Source organism: Pseudoalteromonas sp. 1181_04 (assembly GCF_052850545.1).
The window spans coordinates 19,800-37,424 of record NZ_VXCS01000010.1; the positions used below are offsets into that span (position 1 = coordinate 19,800).

The window sequence follows — 17,625 nt, forward strand, 5'->3', positions numbered from 1 at the left end:
GGGTATATATCCATATTAAACCAATACGCTTAATTGGGTAACGTTAAAATTAATGCTAAGCGAGAGTTTGGCTTGTTTTTTGCGCTGATGGTAAAGTTGTTGAGATTACATAAACTGCTAACTATCGCTAGCCCCAAGCCGTGGCGTTGGTTATTCGTTCGTGAGCTATCAAGCTGGTAAAGGGGATCAAAAATAGCCTCAAGTTGTTGTTCACTTAAAGGCTTAGCTAAAGCGTTGCATAGTGTGATTGTGGTGTGATATTTAGTTTGTTTGACCTGTAAGTTGATAGGTTGGGTGCTAAGCCCATAAAACAATGCGTTATCGAGCAAGTTAGATAAAATGGTATGCAGGCAAAATCGGTCAGCAGTGATCATCAGCTCAGTTGCAACATCTAGCTGTAAGCGCTGCTCAATATCGGCATGTTTAAACTGCAGTTCATTGCTTAATTGCGTAATAAAGTCACTTAAATTAACGCTTTCTAAATTGAGCTCTACAGCGCTACTACCAGCGCGTTGTAATAGCAGTAAGTTATTGACGATGGTTTTCATACGCTGTGATATAGCCAAAATGTCGCTGGTATATGTGGCGCTAATACGCTCATCATCAGGGTAACGCAGTGCCACTTCCGACAAGCTGATCAGCTCAGAAATTGGTGTTTTTAATTCATGTGCGATGTCGCTGGTTAGGCGCTTTTCATTTTGATAGAGCTGTTGATTGGTGGTAATAAATTTATTCAGCTCATTACGAATTGGCTCAATTTCCTCGACCTGAAAGTCGCTTTTGATAGTTTGTGAGGCGCCAGTGATATCGAGTAATTTTATTTGTTCATTTAAGTTGTTCAGTGGAAAGAGGCCACGATTAACGATTCGAGTGACTAAATAACGCACTCCAAAAACTGCGATAATACAGGTCAGAATAAAAACCACATCAATGATCAGCAATACTTTATTTAATGATGAAATAGGAGCGGCGATAGTTAAAACCATGGTCTTAAAATGACCGCTGCCGCGCGCTGCTTCATTTTCTTGCTGGGCAATGAAGTGGCTGATCATGGCGCGACCCTCTTCACCGTTAGGCAGAGTGTAATCAATAATTTTAAATTCGTTAATGGGGATCGCTAAATTGGGTAAATCAATATTTTGATATAGTTGCAATGAATCTGATTTTTCAAACGTCTGTTGTTCGTGCCATAGCTGATAAAATTCGCTGGCATTGGCCTGCTCATATTCAGACATAAACTCGCCAGCAAAATCAAATTCTAGTTTGCCATTATGATCTTTCACTAAGGTTTTTAAATAATTAGATTTATTAGTTAAAGATTGATTAAATTGATTTTCAACCCAAGAATCAACACTCAAATCGACGGTTAAAAAAATAGTAACCAGAATAATCGATAGTACGGCACTAATATTATTGACGAGTTTACGCTTGATAGAGTGACGTTTAGTTTTTGGCAGCTCAGTTTTGAGAGGCGACATAACCAAATCCACGTTTATTTTTAATTGGTAGTTCGCCGCCGAGCAGCCGTACTTTTTTGCGGATCGCTGAAATATGCGCTTCTAGCGCATTTTTTGACAGCATGTCAAATTGGCCGACCACGGCTTCGCTGATCATCTCAAGGCCTAATACCCGTTCTTTGGCACTAAATAAGCACTCAATGATTTTATATTCGTTGCGAGTAAGGTTTATAGGCTGCTGCTGATAATGCAGTGTTTTTAAGCTCAAATCTAACACGCATTCACCTACACAGAGTGTGTTTTGCTGGTTTTGTAATTGGCCTCGCCGAGACAGCGCCAGTACTCTGGCATGTAGTTCTTCAAACGAAAACGGTTTCGTTAGATAATCATCAGCACCTTTCATTAAGCCGTTTATTTTGTCTTGTGCTTCAGAGCGAGCAGATAAAATTAATACCCGAGTTTGACTCGAGCTGCTACGCAGTGCCTTGAGAATACTCATGCCATCAACACTTGGTAGCATTAAGTCGAGAATGATTAAATCATAGTCGCCACACAGTGCCATGCTTAAACCGTGTGAACCATCACCGGTACCGTCCACGGTAAAACCGAGATTATTAAGGCCTACATCTAGGCTGCGTCTAAGCGGTTCAGAATCTTCGATTACGAGTATCTTCATGATCTTAACTTAATTAAATAACATGTTCGCCTTGCTACTTTAGCAAGGCTTATAGATTAATGATACCAACTCTTTTGATAGGCTAAATTACCTAAATTGGCATGTGCCAGTGCTTTTTTCACCAATTGTGGGTCGTTGCTGGTGGGCACTAACTTGTCTTGTGTGTATATGTAGGTGGTTGCTGGTTTTTGTGGTTGTAAAATTACAACCTTATTACCTTGACCACTATTACCGGTTATGTAGGCAAAGTTTTTATCGTATTGCATCATTGCGCGTTGTTTATTATCTGCGATTGGCTGCGTAAGATCGCGACCTATCATTGGATGTTCACCACTGGCTCCAATCAATGATAATAATGTCGTCGGAATATCAAGTTGGCTAGCCAACTGATGATCACGCTTGGCATTGATACCTTTACCAAAAATAACCGCAGGAATACGAAAGTGATCAATCGGTACTAAACTTGCTCCCGATACGCGCGAGTCATGATCAGCAATCACTATAAAGACGGTATCGTCCCAGTAACTTGATTGCTTTGCTTTTTCGATAAAGGTGCCTAGCGCATAATCGGCATATTTTGCTGCATTATTGCGAGTTTGTTTTTCATTATCGTAAAGTGCAATTTTATTATCAGGGAACTCATACGGGCTATGGTTAGAGCTGGAAAATACTAAGCTAAAAAATGGCTGCCCTTGCTGCTGTAACTTGGTGAGCTCTATATCTGCTTGGTTGTATAAGTCTTCATCCGATGCCCCCCATGAGCCATTAAAATCAATATTGGCAAAGTCATTACTATCTACAATCTGTTGAAAACCATTACCCAAAAAGAAGCTTTGCATATTATCAAAGTGGCTTTCACCACCGTAAATAAACTGGGTTTGGTAATCTTGTTTGCTTAAAAAGTCAGCAATGGTAAAAAAATCACGTTGCGATTTATCAAGCTTTACTACTGCGCGAGAAGGGGTCGGGGTAAATCCAGTAATAACCGCTTCTATACCACGAACTGAGCGTGTGCCCGTGGCGTATAGATTATCAAACCCCCAACCTCGCTGAGAAAGTTTATCTATATTAGGGGTTAAAGGTAAGCCGCCTAAAGTACCCACATAACGTGCTCCTAAACTTTCTTGCAAAATGATAACTAAGTTTTTGGGCTTCCCTTGATACGCCGCTTGATGAAAGGTTTTGGTTGGTGCGCTGGCATCGTTAAAAACAGCTTGCTCATTTTGCATACTCGCGCGTACTAAGGCTAATAATTCCTCTTCTGGCATGGAGCCATAAAAGTCTTGGCTTGATTTTTCATTACTGAGTTGTTTAATTGCAAAGGCTAAGCTATACAACGAGTTAAGACTAAGATCATTAAGTAAATGATCAGTTGAGAATGCCACCATTGCAGGGTTTAACGGTCGATGACCTAGTGAGTTACGTGCACCTAGAACGGTTAAGCACAGTAAGCTAATCACCAATAAGGAGTGTTTTATGATTGGCAACTGACAGTGGCTACGCCATTGGCTGGTAAAAACTTTTGTAGCCAGTTTTACCCCAACGATCAAGAATAATAAAGTGGTGAATACCTCTATTTTATACCCCGCAAAAATCATGCGAGAGACTTCTTTTGGGTATATTAAGTATTCAATAAATAAGCGGTTTGGACGCAAATCATATTCACTAATAAAGGTCGCAGTGATCACTTCAAAGAAGATCAGCAACGCGGTCATTAGCAATAAATAGTATTTAATGATGCCACGAATAAGCTGCTGTTTAGAGACTAATGTGCTGATAATTATCAACAACAATGCCGGCATTAAAATATAACTTAAGGTAGCCGTATCAACGCGCAAGCCGCCAACAAAAATATTTAGCCAAGCATGAGAGCTAAATACTCGCTCACCTTGCCATACACTTAAGCTAAAACGAGCCAGGGTTAACATAGTTAGCGATAAACTAAAAAATGTTAGCAATACCCAATATGGACCGAGTCTATTTTGTAGTTGCGCAAGACTAAATTTATCAGTTATGCCCATAAAATAGCCCACCAAACCAGTGTGCTAATCATCATTGCTATAAATACACTGGCAGAGGCAATATCTTTAGCCAGCCCAGAGAGTTCATGATGTTCTGTACCAATACGATCAACCACCACTTCAATCGCGGTATTGACTAACTCGGCGAATAGTACAAACAGCAAGCTGGCAATTAAAATAAGTTTATCGCTGGTGGGAATATTCGCCAGCCACGCAAACACTCCAAGTAATAAAAATAGCGCGAGTTCTTGCTGAAATGCAGCTTCAAATCGCGTCATCCATTTTAAGCCATTGAAAGTATGGCGTAAGGTAAATAAAAGGCGTAGTCGTCCTTGGCGTTTGAGTACCGTTTTCGAATTATTCATTATTGTTTTTCACTTTTTTATTAATTGCTTTACAGTTACTTACTAAATCTAAAGACTGTTCATAGGCTTTACTTTTGATGCCTATTAGAGTGATTAATGTATGGAATATATTGTCGTGAGAAGCAGCTTGTTGTTGATCAACACTCTTTAAGCAACTTTCTGTAATACGTTGGTTGCCTTTGGCAGCCCACATATACATAGGGACATGGGTTTGGCCACTAGGAGCAAAGCTATACGGAAAGCCATGTAAGTAGGCGCCATTTTCGCCGAGCGACTCACCGTGATCTGAAATATATACAAAGGTTTTATCAATATTGTCAGGTAAGTTATTTAGTTCGGTTAACATTAATGAATTTACGTAGTCGCTATACGCTATGGTGTTGTCATAAGTATTAACTAACTGCTCAGTGCTACAGTTTTGTATATCACTGCGGTCGCAGGTTGGTGTGAATTGCTTAAATTGATCTGGGTAGCGCTGAAAGTAAGTGGGTCCATGAGAGCCCATCATATGCAATACAATGACCGTATTAGCTTGGCTTAAATTAGCTAGTTTACGTTTAAGTGGTGCTAGTAACGCTTCGTCATAGCAATGCTGTTGTTCACAAAGTGCAGAGTTATCTACCTTGATGGTAATGTTGGTAACGCGATTACAGACATTTTTACAGCCACTGTTATTATCAACCCACAACACATCAGCGCCAGCGCTTTGGGCAATGTCGAGAATATTTTGCTGGTTATCAGCTTCGTTACGTGAGAACTCAGCTTGGTTTTGTTGTGAGAACATACAAGGGACCGATACCGCTGTTGCGGTTCCACAGGATGCTACATTGTTCAGGTACGTTACTTTGAAAGGTCGAGTGAAACGGTTGGTATCGCGTGTATAGCCTTGGTAAGCAAAGTTTTCAGCACGTGCTGTTTCACCTACCACGATAACGGTTACTTGAGTGTGTTGTGATGCACTTAGTACTGGTGCTGGGTCTAAAATTTGAAATGGTTCGTCAGAGACCAGCCATTGATCGCGAATATATTTATAGCCACTGCTTAAATATTGGAATGGAATTAACTCTTTCTTTAATAATTGATTGTTACGTCCGGTAGCGGCATAGTCGGCATAAAAACTCAATACAATTACGGCGATTAAGGCAAAGCAGCCCAGTAGCAGTTTACAACGACTCACCAGCTCTTTGCTAACCAGACTAAAGCGAACCTTGGTTTTGATTAAAACCAATAGCGGCAGTAAGGCGAACAAACAAAAGAATATAATAAATTGCAAGTTAAGATAGCTTGCCGCTTCATGACCGTCAGTTTCAAAGGTGTTTTGAATCATAGAATAGTCAAATACCACTCCATAATTTAAAGTGCCGTAAAGAACGGCGCACGAGCTTAACAATAATATGTAATTAATTGGTTTGAGTAGCCAGCGACTAGATAAGAATGAAAAGAAAATAATTAATAAGCACAGCAACAGTAACGGCACTGAGAGTAAAAATAACCACGAAAAAGAGGGCAATGTGGTGATTGCGTTAAATGCACCATGCATAAAAGGGATATTGATGATTAAGCAGTAATAACATGCTAATGCGATGATAAAAGTATTGGCGCTACAGGTAATGTAGAAGCGCTTTTTAAAACCTGTGCTGAGAAATTGGCTTACCAACATAAATTGAGAACTCAATAATAATAATTTAATACCTGCATGGTAGAGTCCAAGACTTAAGAAACACTTAAGGGTAACTAGTCATTTCCTGAATGAGGTGATTTAAAAAAGAATGATTTATTGTGATTTCGTCAAAAATTAATCAAACCAGTAATTGGTTATAACGAGGTATGAAATATCAATAGCTTCATATATTAGGAAAATTAATCTATTTAGGCTTATATATTGGATTTTTATGCCTTTAAAATTGATTGGTGAGTGTTTTTTTAGATTGATTTTAAGGTTGACTTAGCACTCCCATCGCGGTACTAATATAAAAAGACAGCGGGGGAGTTGCAATTCCTTCGTAAATTAACAAATTTTGGTATTTATTACATGCTTACAAACGCACTAAACCTAGTCCTTATTAACGTCGTGGTGATTATTATTACCGCGGGGGCTACTTAGTGCTTTAAAAATACGTAAAGCATTATAAAAGCCCCCCGCACTTAACCAGTCGGGGGGCTTTTTAGTTTCAGGGTTTAGCAATAGTTAAGTATAGATATGTCACTGAGGAATGAGGATTATTTAATGACAGGCGCAGAGTTAACAATTGATTTATTAGCCAAACACGGCGTAAAAGAAGTATTTGGTTACCCTGGTGGGGCAATCATGCCAATTTACGATGCGCTGTATGGTGCGCCGGTTAAACATTATCTCACTCGTCATGAGCAAGGTGCGGGTTTTGCTGCTGTTGGTTTTGCTCGTAGCACGGGTAAACTTGGGGTGTGTTTTGCGACTTCAGGCCCTGGGGCTACTAACTTAATCACCGCGCTTGCTGATGCGATGATGGACTCAGTACCATTACTTGCGATCACAGGCCAAGTACCAACTGCTGCCATTGGCTCTGATGCGTTTCAAGAGATTGATGTATTAGGTATGTCATTATCCTGCACTAAGCACAGTTATATGGTTGAACGTCCTGAAGATTTAGCCGAAATACTGCAAGAAGCCATGCATTTAGCGCAATCAGGTCGTCAAGGCCCTGTGTTAGTAGATATACCAAAAGATATTCAAATGGCGCAAGTGCCTTTTCATCCTTGGCTTGCGGCTGATGATTACTTACCGATGTTAGATTTAAAGCAAGTGGCTATTGCTAACCAACTATTAAGCGAAGCCAAACGGCCTGTTGCCTATGTTGGCGGCGGTGTACAGGCGGCTGATGCGCAAGTGCAGCTAATGCAATTTTTAGAAAAAACCCAAATGCCTGCGGTTTCAACGCTAAAAGCATTAGGCAGTGTATTACCTGATTACGAATATAACTTAGGTATGTTAGGTATGCATGGCGGCCAAGCTGCAAATTTAGCGGTACAAGAGTGTGATGTACTCGTATGTATCGGTGCGCGCTTTGATGACCGTGTAACAGGCAATTTAGGCAAGTTTGCGGCTAAAGCAAAAGTGATCCATTTAGATATAGATGCTGCTGAAATTGGTAAGCGTAAACCAGTTAAAGCATCATTAGTTGCTGATTTAAAAACCTCATTGCCGCAATTAGAGTGCTTTGTAACAGAACAAGCATGGCGTGATCATGCCAAAGAGATGATGATTGAACATGCATGGCGTTATGACTATCCGGGCGAAAAAGTATATGCCCCGTATTTATTAAGCCAACTAAGCCAGCGGATGCCAAGTACAGGCGTTGTGTGTTGTGATGTTGGTCAGCACCAAATGTGGGTGGCACAACATATGAAGTTTAGTCATCCAAGCAACCATTTAAGTAGTGGTGGCGCAGGCACTATGGGCTTTGGTTTACCTGCGGCCATTGGTGCGCAAGTCGCTCGACCAAATGATTTTGTGATCACTGTTTCTGGTGATGGTTCAATCATGATGAACATTCAAGAGTTAGCCACTATTCGTCGTAACAATTTACCGGTAAAAATATTAATTTTGGATAACCAACGTTTAGGTATGGTTCGTCAATGGCAAGAGTTATTTTTTGAAGGGCGTTATTCTGAAACTGATTTATCAGATAACCCTGATTTTGTGCAATTGGCTGCCGTATTTGGTATTGCTGGGCAAACGATCACCCACGCTAACCAAGTTGATGATGCAATTACAGCATTAGTAAATAGTAAAGGTCCTTATATAGTACATGCCTGTATTGACGATAAAGAAAATGTTTGGCCGCTAGTACCGCCGGGTGCCGCGAATGACGAAATGATGACGGAGAGTGGAAAATGAAACACAGTTTAACAGTCGCTTTAAAAAATCAAAGTATCGCCGTTGAGCGCTTTTTGCGTGTAGTTCGTCATCGTGGTTTTGATTTAACCCATTTTCAATTGAATATGGATGATGGTCATTACCATGTGGCTATGACGGTCGACAGTGATAAGCCAATTCACTTATTAACCACGCAGCTCAATAAGCTGGTGGACGTTAAGCAAGTAACACTAGAAAATTTACAACAGCAAGCAATGTAGTTTGCTGTAAAAACTAAATCAACAGGGCTATTGGGTCTTTTCCCCTTAGCAATAAAAATTTAAGAATGAGGATGTCAGTTACATATTATAAGTAACTGCAAACACTGAGGTAACTATGGCTAAATTAAGAAGTGCAACAACAACTGAAGGTCGAAAGCGCGCAGGTGCTCGTGCATTATGGCGTGCAACAGGAATGACAGATAGCGATTTTGGCAAACCGATTATTGCGGTTGTAAACTCATTCACGCAATTTGTACCGGGTCATGTGCACCTTAACCAACTCAGTGAGCTTATGGCAGAAACCATTACTCAAGCGGGTGGTGTGCCAAAAGAATTTAATACTATCGCCATTGATGATGGTATTGCCATGGGCCACGGCGGTATGTTGTATTCATTACCATCGCGCGACTTAATTGCTGACTCAGTTGAATACATGGTAAATGGTCACTGCGCCGATGCAATGATCTGTATTTCTAACTGCGACAAAATCACCCCAGGAATGATGCTGGCGGCACTTCGTTTAGACATTCCAGTAATCTTTGTGTCTGGTGGCCCAATGGAAGCCGGTAAAACTAAGCTTGCCAATATTGATATCAAACTAGATTTAGTTGATGCCATGGTAAAAGGTGCTGATGAATCAGTAAGTGATGCTGACTCAGAGCAAGTAGAGCGCTCAGCATGTCCTACCTGTGGCTCGTGTTCGGGCATGTTTACCGCCAACTCAATGAACTGTTTATTAGAAGCAATTGGCCTCGCACTACCTGGTAACGGCACTACACTTGCGACTCATAAAGATCGTAAACAACTGTATGTTGAAGCCGGTGCACGAATTGTTGATTTATGCCGTGAGTATTACCAAAAAGATAATAAAGAAGTCTTGCCGCGTGCTATCGCTAATAAAACCGCGTTTATGAATGCCATGGTGGTTGATATTGCTATGGGTGGCTCGTCAAATACCGTATTGCATTTACTTGCCGCCGCGCAAGAAGCCGGTGTTGATTTTGATATGTCGCACATTGATGCGTTATCTCGTAAAACACCTTTCTTATGTAAAGTCGCGCCTGCAACCGCGCAATACCATATTGAAGATGTGCATCGTGCAGGTGGCATGATGGCAATAATTCGCGAGCTTGGCAAAGCGGGCTTAGTGGATCTGTCGGTAAACCATGTTGCTGGTATGACTATGGCAGAGCTAGTTAAAAAATGGGATGCCACTGATCCAAACAACGAAGCCGCACAAAAGTTTTATCGAGCGGGACCTGCAGGTATTCGCACCACCAAAGCAATGAGCCAAGAATGTCGTTGGGATGAAGGCGATAATGACCGTGAACATGGTTGTATCCGTAGCGTTGAACATGCGTTTCGTCAAGATGGTGGCTTAGCCGTACTATCGGGTAATTTAGCTGTTGATGGTTGTATTGTGAAAAGCGCGGGTGTGGTTGATGAAATGCTACACTTTGAAGGCACCGCCGTGGTGTATGAATCACAAGATGATTCAGTTGGAGGCATTTTAAATGACGAAGTAAAAGCCGGTGACGTAGTCGTTATTCGCTACGAAGGACCGAAAGGCGGACCTGGCATGCAGGAAATGCTTTATCCAACCAGTTACTTAAAATCAAAAGGTTTGGCTGAGCAGTGCGCACTTATAACCGATGGTCGCTTCTCGGGCGGTACGTCAGGTTTATCAATTGGCCACGTTTCACCAGAAGCGGCCAGTGGTGGTGCCATTGCTTATGTTGAAAACGGCGATAAAATTATTATCGATATCGCTACCCGCGAAATCACGTTAGCGTTAACAGATGAAGAACTTGAAGCGCGTAAGCAAAAGCAACTTGCTCGTGGTAAACAAGCTTACAAACCACTCGATCGTGAACGTTATGTATCATCTGCGCTAAAAGCGTATGCGCTACTTGCAACCAGTGCTGATAAAGGCGCGGTGCGTGATTTAGCCAAACTGGAGGAGCTTAGTTAATTATGGTTTCTCAAGAGCTCGATTATTTTCGCGCTATTATCCAGGCTAATATGGAACCACTGGCAAAAGTTACTGAGGTTAGCGAAATGGCTGAACTCAGTGCTCGTCTTGGTAATCAAGTATGGCTAAAGCGCGAAGATCAGCAGCCAGTTTATTCGTTTAAACTGCGTGGTGCATACAACAAACTGGCTAAACTGCCAGCCGGTTCAGTGGTGATCACTGCCTCAGCTGGAAATCATGCTCAAGGGGTGGCGCTCAGTGCGTCACACTTAGGGCATCAAGCAACGATTGTAATGCCAGTGACGACCCCTGAAATCAAAGTCAATGCGGTACGTGCGCTTGGTGGCGAAGTGGTTTTACATGGCCATCATTTTGATGCTGCCAAAGCTTATGCACTAGAACTTACTGAGCAGCGCGACGGCATATTTGTTCCTCCATTTGATGATCCTGATGTAATTGTAGGGCAAGGCACGGTTGCACGTGAATTAATGCAGCAGCTTAATCAACTTGATGCGGTATTTATTCCAGTTGGTGGTGGTGGCTTACTTGCTGGTATGGCCGTGTATATAAAGTCATTGCGCCCAGATATAAAAGTAATCGGTGTGGAAGCTGATGAAAGTGCCTGTTTACAAGCGGCACTTGCAGCAGGCAAACCCGTCGAGCTTGAACGGGTTGGCAGTTTTGCCGATGGTGTTGCGGTAAAAATTATTGGTACCGAAACCTTTCGTTTGGCGCAAAAGTTTTGTGATGAAGTAGTCACTGTAACCGGTGATGAAATATGTGCGGCGATGCAAGATATTTTTGTTTCAACCCGTGCGATTGCTGAGCCATCAGGTGCGCTGGCAACGGCTGGGCTGAAAAAATGGTGTCAGCAAACAGGCCAAAAAGGGCTGCATTTAGCAGCTGTGTTATCTGGCGCAAACTTAAACTTTGACCGCTTACGTTATGTGGCTGAGCGTACTGCGCTGGGAGAGAAAAACGAAGCGTTGTTAGCAGTAACCATCAATGAAGAAAAAGGCAGCTTTAAACAGTTTTGCGCCTCATTAGGTGGTCGCGCAATTACTGAATTTAACTACCGTTACGCAGGCCCTGGTGAAGCGCAAATATTTGTTGGTGTTGCACTGCGCCAAGGTCAGCAAGAGTTAGATGAACTGACAGCTGATTTAACCACCAATGGCTATCAATTTTGTGATTTATCAGATAACGAACTGGCTAAATTACATGTTCGTTATATGGTTGGTGGTAAAGCACCTGAGCAGATGCATGAGCGGTTATTACGCTTTGAGTTTCCTGAATATCCAGGCGCACTAGCGCGCTTTTTAGATACCTTAGGTAGCAATTGGAATATTACTTTGTTTCATTATCGTAATCATGGTGGTTCGATGGGTAATGTATTAGCAGGGTTTGCGATTGAGCCTAGTCAGTATGAGGTATTTAACGAGCATTTAAATCGCTTAGGTTACAGTGTGCAAGATGAAACACTGAATCCGTGTTTTACCCAATTTTTAACTACTCAACGTCCCATCGATAGGGTGCAAGCGGTTAATAATTAAATATATACCCAAACCACCAGAAGATACGAATTCTGTAGCTTGAAGTGGTTTTAGTATAAGCAAGCACCTCAATTGAGGTGCTTTTTTGTCTCTTTGCAAACTCAATGTCTTGGGTTTATAGTTATAGCAATATTAGCCAACTAATTAGATTACGATTTGTCATTAAAAGGACTGAAATTTCAGCTTTATGCTACTTTGCTTATACTCAGCGGGCAAAGTGTTGCGGCAGCGGATGTGACTTTACAACTAAAGTGGACGCATCAATTTCAATTTTCTGGTTACTATATGGCTCAGCAACAAGGCTTTTACAAAGCGGCAGGGCTAAACGTCACTATTTTACCGGCAGATCCTGAGAACCCAGATACCTTTAGTAAAGTGTTGGCTGGCCAAGCTCACTTCGGGGTCGGGCACTCAGGTATTTTACAGCAACGGATCGCAGGTAAACCCTTGGTGGCAATGGCTGCTATTTTACAATTTTCTCCTTATTGTTGGATGGTAAAAAAAAGCTCCGATATTTTTCATCCTCGGGATTTTGTCAATAAGCGTCTTAGCAGTATCAGCCGCAAAGAAAATGCCGAATTATTGGTAATGCTCGAACGCAGTGGTATCCAAACAAATAATTTACCTTCTTATGAAAGTGGTAACAGCATTACGGATTGGTTAGCTGGGAGTATTGATGCGATGCAAGTGTACGTGACTAATGAGCCGTATATAATGCGTGAGCAAGGCATCGACTATAGACTTATTTGCCCGCAGAAGTATGGAATTAATGTTTATAGCGATATTCTTTACACCACAGAAAATATGCTCGAACAACATCCGCAAACAGTTGAAGCATTTTATCAGGCCAGCTTAAAGGGCTGGCGCTATGCAATGATGCATATGGATGAAACAATTGCATTAACTCAACACCAATACGCACCTGATAAAAGCTTTTCTCAGCTTGCCTATGAAGCTGAAGTATTGAGTGATTATATTTTACCACCTGGCACTAATTTAGGATCTATGTCGATAGCGAAGTGGCGGTTGATTGCTGATCTATACGGGATTGAGCAAGATGCCTTTAATCAGGCGCAAGATGGCTTTATTTACCAGTATGTTGAACCTGAAAAAATTAAAATGTCGTGGATGCTTATTACAGCAATTATAATTAGTTTGTTATCGATACCACTTTATTTACGCTTGATGTTCAGAAAAAGCGTATAATGCATAAATGAAATGACCATCGCTAAAATCACATGAGCCTTGCTGAGCAGTTTACAGCCCTAGATAACTTATTACATAGTACTCGCCACTATTGGCAATGCACTGCATTCGATTTTGATCAGCTGCCATGGCCTGAATTAGAACAACCATTAACGCTGTTGAGCGATCAACAAGTTGCTGAACTCGATAGCAATCAAGATGCCTTGTATCAATTTTTTAGCCCGTATATTCCCGTAGTCAATAACTTAGCTACATTGTGTGACTTACCTCAAGCCTCCACTACGCGTTGCGAATATCCGTTTTGGATCAGCAATGGTATTAAAGGGCGCAAGTTTGCACAGCTGCAAGATTTTGTCTGTGCGCTTGGCCAAGAATCACAATTACCTGTATTAGAATGGTGTGCAGGGAAAGGCCATTTAGGACGTATGCTGGCATTTAACCGTGCGCCGAGTGTGCACAGCATCGAACTGCAACAACATTTATGTGAACAAGGTCAGCAAAGTGCTCTGCAACAAGGGTTAGCCATGCACTTTAGCCAAGCAGATGTACTTAAAGATGATGTAACTGAGTATTTTCAACAAGCACAACATGCCGTAGCGCTGCATGCTTGCGGAGCGTTACATCAGACGTTTATGAGTAACGCGGCTAGCGCGCAAACGCAAAAAATCAGTCTATCGCCGTGTTGCTATCACTTATTCACCCCGAATGATTATCAAGCTATGAGCGATGCCGGTAAGCGTAGTCAACTGCAGTTAACGCATCGTGATTTAAAATTAGCATTACAAGAGACGGTGACAGCGCCTTCTCGGGTAGATAAAGTTCGTAAAACTGAAGTGCAATGGCGATTGGGTTTTGATGCTTTACGCAAAAGTCTCACCAGCGAACAAAACTACGTCAGTGTGCCCTCAGTTAACAAAGCTATTTTTTCAGATTCATTTAAAGCTTTTTGTGCATGGGCCGCGGAGAAAAAGGCGCTAGATATACCGCAAGGTATTGATTATGAATCCTTTTTAAAAAAAGGCGAAATGCGCAAAAAAGTCACTGAACGTATCGAACTGGTCCGTCATGTGTTTAGAAGAGCAATTGAGGTTTGGCTTGTGCTCGATCGTGCTTTATATTTGCAACAACAAGGTTATCAAGTCAGTGTGCAGACGTTTTGCGAAAAACAATTAACGCCACGTAATATCTTGATCCAAGCTACCGTCAAAGACAGAAAAGAGATGTAATGAGAAAATTAAAAAACTTATTTGAAAACAATAAACGCTGGGCTGAACGAACGTGTAAAGATGATCCAGAATTTTTTAAAATTCTATCCATGCAGCAAAACCCAGAATACCTGTGGATTGGTTGTTCGGACTCTCGCGTACCGGCTAATGAAATCGTTGATCTAATGCCTGGTGAGCTATTTGTTCATCGTAATGTGGCGAATGTGGTGGTGCATACCGATCATAACTGCTTATCAGTGATGCAGTACGCCGTTGAAGTGTTAAAAGTTAAACATATCATGGTTGTTGGTCACTATGGCTGTGGTGGTGTTCAGGCAGTACTCAAAGATGCTAAGTTTGGTTTAATTGATAACTGGCTTCGTCACGTCGGTGATGTAAAAGAAAAATACACCTCAAAGATCAATGCACTCGCAGAAAAAGATCGTCTCAATAGCTTGATTGAATTGAATGTGATTGAGCAAGTACGCAATGTATGCCGTACTAATATCGTCCAAGAAGCATGGCAGCGTGGTCAGGAGTTAACTATTCATGGTTGGGTTTATGGTCTAGCAAACGGTCACTTACACGACTTAGAGTCAGTAGTTACTTGTGCCGATGAAGTTGATGTTAACTATAAAAGTGCTGGGCTTAAAGTGTTTGAACGTTACGTAGTAGAATAAGCACGTAACCTAAGCACTGCGTCTTATCTGGGCGCGGGCTAACTTCAGTAATTGTAATCTTAGTTTAAAGGCTAAGTCGATGTGTTTTTTGTGTGATGAAAACACCCTCTATACTTTCGGTGTTTTTCGCTTGCGATATTGCCGTGGTGTTTCAAAAGTAAAATTATGAAAGGCATGACAAAAGTGAGCATGATCATAATAGCCACATTGCAAGGCTATATCTGTTATCGGTGTTTGGCTGTCAGCTAGAAGCGTGCGTGCGGCTTTTAGTCGGTAAAATTGCTGTAATTGAGCTGGACTAACCCCGGCTTCTTTTTTCAAGCGACGCTCAAGAGTACGACGTGTCAAGCCAAGTTGCTTGCCTACACAGCTGGTGGAATTATTGAGTTGAATAAGCTGCTTGATCACTTTAATTGTATTGCTTGTTACGAGTTGATTGCTAATTGCTTGGCTGAGTAACCACTGCTCGAGTAAATACAGTTGGCTGGTTAGTGGACTGCTTTGCATTTGTTCAACACATGCTATTAAACTGTGATACCAGCTTGGGGTAAAATCTTCCCCGAGTAGATAATTTCCTTCAGCTAATTCGTGTAGCGTTATACCTAATAAGTGATAAGCACCAGTAGGCGCAAAACGAATACTAACTAAATAATCCTGATTGCTGAAAGTTATTGCCTGCGTTTGACGATTAAATGCGAAGGTAATAACGGGTGTCGCGTTGCTAAAATCAATTGTTAGGCTTGCGCCAGCATCAGGGTAGAGCTTTTCTGTAAATAACTGTGTTGTTTGTGTAGTGGTTGAACCTATTTTCCAATAACACTGCACCCAATCAGCTAAGCGTTGATCGGGTGCGAATTTTTGAAAGCTCAAATGGGGCAATGGATCATTTACTAATAAAATGGCCATGGTGTTAACCTGACTTATACCGTCGCAATAGCGATTTCTTCTTCGCGTAAAGTCAGTACTTCATAGCCGTCAGCGGTGACGACTATGGTGTGCTCCCACTGCGCAGAAAGCTTTTTATCACGAGTAACCACAGTCCAGCCATCCGGTTTAGTTTTTACTTTTGCCGCCCCTTGGTTGATCATCGGCTCAATGGTAAAGGTCATGCCTTCTTTAAGTTCAATGCCGGTATTGCGTTTACCATAATGTAAAACTTGCGGCTCTTCGTGCATTTTCTCACCAATACCATGTCCGCAGTATTCACGTACAACGCTATAGCCATTAGTATGGGCAAAATTAGCGATAGCGTTGCCAATATCGCCTAACCTCACTCCCGGTTTTACGAGCTTGATGCCTTGCCACATTGCTTGATAAGTTTTTTCGACTAAGCGCTTGGCCAGCGGTGACACTTCACCAAGCATATACATTTTACTTGAATCGGCAATAAAGCCATTTTTCTCAAGGGTAATATCTAAATTGACGATATCGCCTGATTTTAACGCGCGTTTAGGGTCTGGAAAACCATGACAGACTACTTCATTTACTGAGCTGTTTAACACATAAGGATAATCGTACTGGCCTTTGCTGGCAGGACGCGCAGCAAGCTCATCAACAATATAGCGCTCTACTAAATCATTGATCTCCATGGTGGTGATGCCGATTTTGACCTGTTTATCTAAATAGGCAAATACCTTTGCCAGTAGGCGACCAGACTCACGCATTAGCTCTATTTGTGCGGGAGTTTTAATAATTATTTCACTCATGCAAAGATTCTCCTGCTGTTACATCGGCTTGTGCAAGTTGCTGTTTGATTATTTCGGCGTAGGTCATGGTTGGATTAAGCTCAGCTAGCATGCCTATCTTTATCCAGTATTCAGATTGAGAGTTTATAGAACGTACCATAGTGGTACTGGCTTTGCGGATCTCTTCGTGCAGTTGGTCGCTGATTTTTACGATACCCATAACAGTGCCTATATATAAAACGTATACGTATCGTATATAGATGTTGATCTGTATGCAAGGCGTAAAACAAATCAAGCAGCCGAAGCTGCCTGAAGTAATAACTAAAACGGTATTATTCTGGTTGCTCGCTTTGCTTATTGCTACTGAGTTGTTGCTCAAGTAGTGCAACTTTCGCTTCTAATGCAACGAGCTTTTCGCGGGTGCGAATTAGTACTTGGCTTTGTACATCAAATTCTTCACGGCTGACAAAGTCCATCTCAGCAAGCTTATTTTGAATAGCTTGTTTGGTTTTCGCTTCAAACGTATCGGCAAGGTTTTTAACGCCTTGCGGCATGTTACTGGAAATCTGTTTGGCAATTTCTTCAAGTTTTGCTGGGTTGATCATGTCTGTCCCTTACTGTCGCGTAAATGATAATGGCTAATGTTACCTTATTGGCTAGGCGTATTGTAGTGATTACGTTAAAATTGC

The 17,625-nt window shown here is 41.7% G+C and carries 16 protein-coding genes; 7 read left to right on the forward strand and 9 right to left on the reverse strand.

Annotated features, from left to right (window positions below; genetic code table 11):
• Positions 1–29: 29 nt before the first annotated feature.
• Genes FW757_RS09755 through FW757_RS09775 form a run of 5 tightly spaced genes read right to left on the reverse strand, consistent with a single transcriptional unit; the run spans position 30 to position 6,179 of the window.
• Positions 30–1,478 (reverse strand): sensor histidine kinase, encoded by a 1,449-nt coding sequence (locus FW757_RS09755; protein ID WP_446441177.1) that lies wholly within the window; start codon positions 1,476–1,478, stop codon positions 30–32.
• Complete coding sequence (locus FW757_RS09760) at positions 1,459–2,133, reverse strand: response regulator transcription factor (protein ID WP_182717666.1); 675 nt, start codon at positions 2,131–2,133, stop codon at positions 1,459–1,461. The genes FW757_RS09755 and FW757_RS09760 overlap by 20 nt, the downstream gene beginning before the upstream one ends.
• A 56-nt stretch (positions 2,134–2,189) precedes the next feature.
• Positions 2,190–4,154 (reverse strand): LTA synthase family protein, encoded by a 1,965-nt coding sequence (locus tag FW757_RS09765; RefSeq protein ID WP_446441178.1) that lies wholly within the window; start codon positions 4,152–4,154, stop codon positions 2,190–2,192.
• Positions 4,145–4,519 (reverse strand): diacylglycerol kinase, encoded by a 375-nt coding sequence (locus tag FW757_RS09770; protein ID WP_446441179.1) that lies wholly within the window; start codon positions 4,517–4,519, stop codon positions 4,145–4,147. The genes FW757_RS09765 and FW757_RS09770 overlap by 10 nt, the downstream gene beginning before the upstream one ends.
• Positions 4,512–6,179: a phosphoethanolamine transferase gene (locus tag FW757_RS09775; RefSeq protein ID WP_182760682.1), complete on the reverse strand. Its 1,668-nt coding sequence runs from the start codon at positions 6,177–6,179 to the stop codon at positions 4,512–4,514. The genes FW757_RS09770 and FW757_RS09775 overlap by 8 nt, the downstream gene beginning before the upstream one ends.
• Before the next feature lie 567 nt (positions 6,180–6,746).
• Here FW757_RS09775 and ilvG point away from each other — a divergent pair.
• The 7 genes from ilvG (at position 6,747) to can (ending at position 15,251) form a co-directional block, all read left to right on the forward strand.
• Positions 6,747–8,396, forward strand: a complete 1,650-nt coding sequence (gene ilvG / locus FW757_RS09780; RefSeq protein ID WP_446441180.1) for an acetolactate synthase 2 catalytic subunit — start codon at positions 6,747–6,749, stop codon at positions 8,394–8,396.
• Entirely contained in the window at positions 8,393–8,635 is a 243-nt protein-coding gene (ilvM, locus tag FW757_RS09785; RefSeq protein ID WP_145238377.1) for an acetolactate synthase 2 small subunit, read from the forward strand. The genes ilvG and ilvM overlap by 4 nt, the downstream gene beginning before the upstream one ends.
• Positions 8,636–8,750: 115 nt before the next feature.
• Entirely contained in the window at positions 8,751–10,607 is a 1,857-nt protein-coding gene (gene ilvD, locus FW757_RS09790; RefSeq protein WP_446441181.1) for a dihydroxy-acid dehydratase, read from the forward strand.
• A gap of 2 nt (positions 10,608–10,609) precedes the next feature.
• Complete coding sequence (ilvA, locus tag FW757_RS09795) at positions 10,610–12,160, forward strand: threonine ammonia-lyase, biosynthetic (protein WP_149982595.1); 1,551 nt, start codon at positions 10,610–10,612, stop codon at positions 12,158–12,160.
• A gap of 156 nt (positions 12,161–12,316) precedes the next feature.
• On the forward strand, positions 12,317–13,366 hold the full coding sequence (locus FW757_RS09800; protein ID WP_182740394.1) for an ABC transporter substrate-binding protein: 1,050 nt from the start codon (positions 12,317–12,319) through the stop codon (positions 13,364–13,366).
• 32 nt (positions 13,367–13,398) lie between these two features.
• Positions 13,399–14,592, forward strand: a complete 1,194-nt coding sequence (locus FW757_RS09805; protein ID WP_182717673.1) for a methyltransferase — start codon at positions 13,399–13,401, stop codon at positions 14,590–14,592.
• Positions 14,592–15,251 carry a carbonate dehydratase gene (can, locus tag FW757_RS09810; protein ID WP_145238393.1) on the forward strand — a complete coding sequence of 220 codons (660 nt, stop codon included), beginning with the start codon at positions 14,592–14,594 and terminating at the stop codon, positions 15,249–15,251. The genes FW757_RS09805 and can overlap by 1 nt, the downstream gene beginning before the upstream one ends.
• A 108-nt stretch (positions 15,252–15,359) precedes the next feature.
• On the opposite strand, the gene FW757_RS09815 is transcribed toward can, so the two are convergent.
• The 4 genes from FW757_RS09815 to ubiK form a co-directional block, all read right to left on the reverse strand.
• Complete coding sequence (locus FW757_RS09815; RefSeq protein WP_182740393.1) at positions 15,360–16,157, reverse strand: helix-turn-helix domain-containing protein; 798 nt, start codon at positions 16,155–16,157, stop codon at positions 15,360–15,362.
• 14 nt (positions 16,158–16,171) lie between these two features.
• Entirely contained in the window at positions 16,172–16,957 is a 786-nt protein-coding gene (gene map / locus FW757_RS09820) for a type I methionyl aminopeptidase (protein WP_182740392.1), read from the reverse strand.
• Positions 16,950–17,156, reverse strand: coding sequence for a ParD-like family protein (locus tag FW757_RS09825; protein WP_149982600.1), 207 nt, complete (start codon positions 17,154–17,156; stop codon positions 16,950–16,952). The genes map and FW757_RS09825 overlap by 8 nt, the downstream gene beginning before the upstream one ends.
• 112 nt (positions 17,157–17,268) lie before the next feature.
• Complete coding sequence (gene ubiK, locus FW757_RS09830) at positions 17,269–17,541, reverse strand: ubiquinone biosynthesis accessory factor UbiK (RefSeq protein WP_145238407.1); 273 nt, start codon at positions 17,539–17,541, stop codon at positions 17,269–17,271.
• Between the last annotated feature and the right edge of the window lie 84 nt (positions 17,542–17,625).

What these genes read in the sequence shown, in the direction of transcription:
- FW757_RS09755 (WP_446441177.1), bottom strand. Translation starts at nt 1,478, where the DNA reads ATGTCGCCTCTCAAAACTGAGCTGCCAAAAACTAAACGTCACTCTATC.
- FW757_RS09760 (WP_182717666.1), bottom strand. Translation starts at nt 2,133, where the DNA reads ATGAAGATACTCGTAATCGAAGATTCTGAACCGCTTAGACGCAGCCTA.
- FW757_RS09765 (WP_446441178.1), bottom strand. Translation starts at nt 4,154, where the DNA reads ATGGGCATAACTGATAAATTTAGTCTTGCGCAACTACAAAATAGACTC.
- FW757_RS09770 (WP_446441179.1), bottom strand. Translation starts at nt 4,519, where the DNA reads ATGAATAATTCGAAAACGGTACTCAAACGCCAAGGACGACTACGCCTT.
- FW757_RS09775 (WP_182760682.1), bottom strand. Translation starts at nt 6,179, where the DNA reads ATGTTGGTAAGCCAATTTCTCAGCACAGGTTTTAAAAAGCGCTTCTAC.
- ilvG (WP_446441180.1), top strand. Translation starts at nt 6,747, where the DNA reads ATGACAGGCGCAGAGTTAACAATTGATTTATTAGCCAAACACGGCGTA.
- ilvM (WP_145238377.1), top strand. Translation starts at nt 8,393, where the DNA reads ATGAAACACAGTTTAACAGTCGCTTTAAAAAATCAAAGTATCGCCGTT.
- ilvD (WP_446441181.1), top strand. Translation starts at nt 8,751, where the DNA reads ATGGCTAAATTAAGAAGTGCAACAACAACTGAAGGTCGAAAGCGCGCA.
- ilvA (WP_149982595.1), top strand. Translation starts at nt 10,610, where the DNA reads ATGGTTTCTCAAGAGCTCGATTATTTTCGCGCTATTATCCAGGCTAAT.
- FW757_RS09805 (WP_182717673.1), top strand. Translation starts at nt 13,399, where the DNA reads ATGAGCCTTGCTGAGCAGTTTACAGCCCTAGATAACTTATTACATAGT.
- can (WP_145238393.1), top strand. Translation starts at nt 14,592, where the DNA reads ATGAGAAAATTAAAAAACTTATTTGAAAACAATAAACGCTGGGCTGAA.
- FW757_RS09815 (WP_182740393.1), bottom strand. Translation starts at nt 16,157, where the DNA reads ATGGCCATTTTATTAGTAAATGATCCATTGCCCCATTTGAGCTTTCAA.
- map (WP_182740392.1), bottom strand. Translation starts at nt 16,957, where the DNA reads ATGAGTGAAATAATTATTAAAACTCCCGCACAAATAGAGCTAATGCGT.
- FW757_RS09825 (WP_149982600.1), bottom strand. Translation starts at nt 17,156, where the DNA reads ATGGGTATCGTAAAAATCAGCGACCAACTGCACGAAGAGATCCGCAAA.
- ubiK (WP_145238407.1), bottom strand. Translation starts at nt 17,541, where the DNA reads ATGATCAACCCAGCAAAACTTGAAGAAATTGCCAAACAGATTTCCAGT.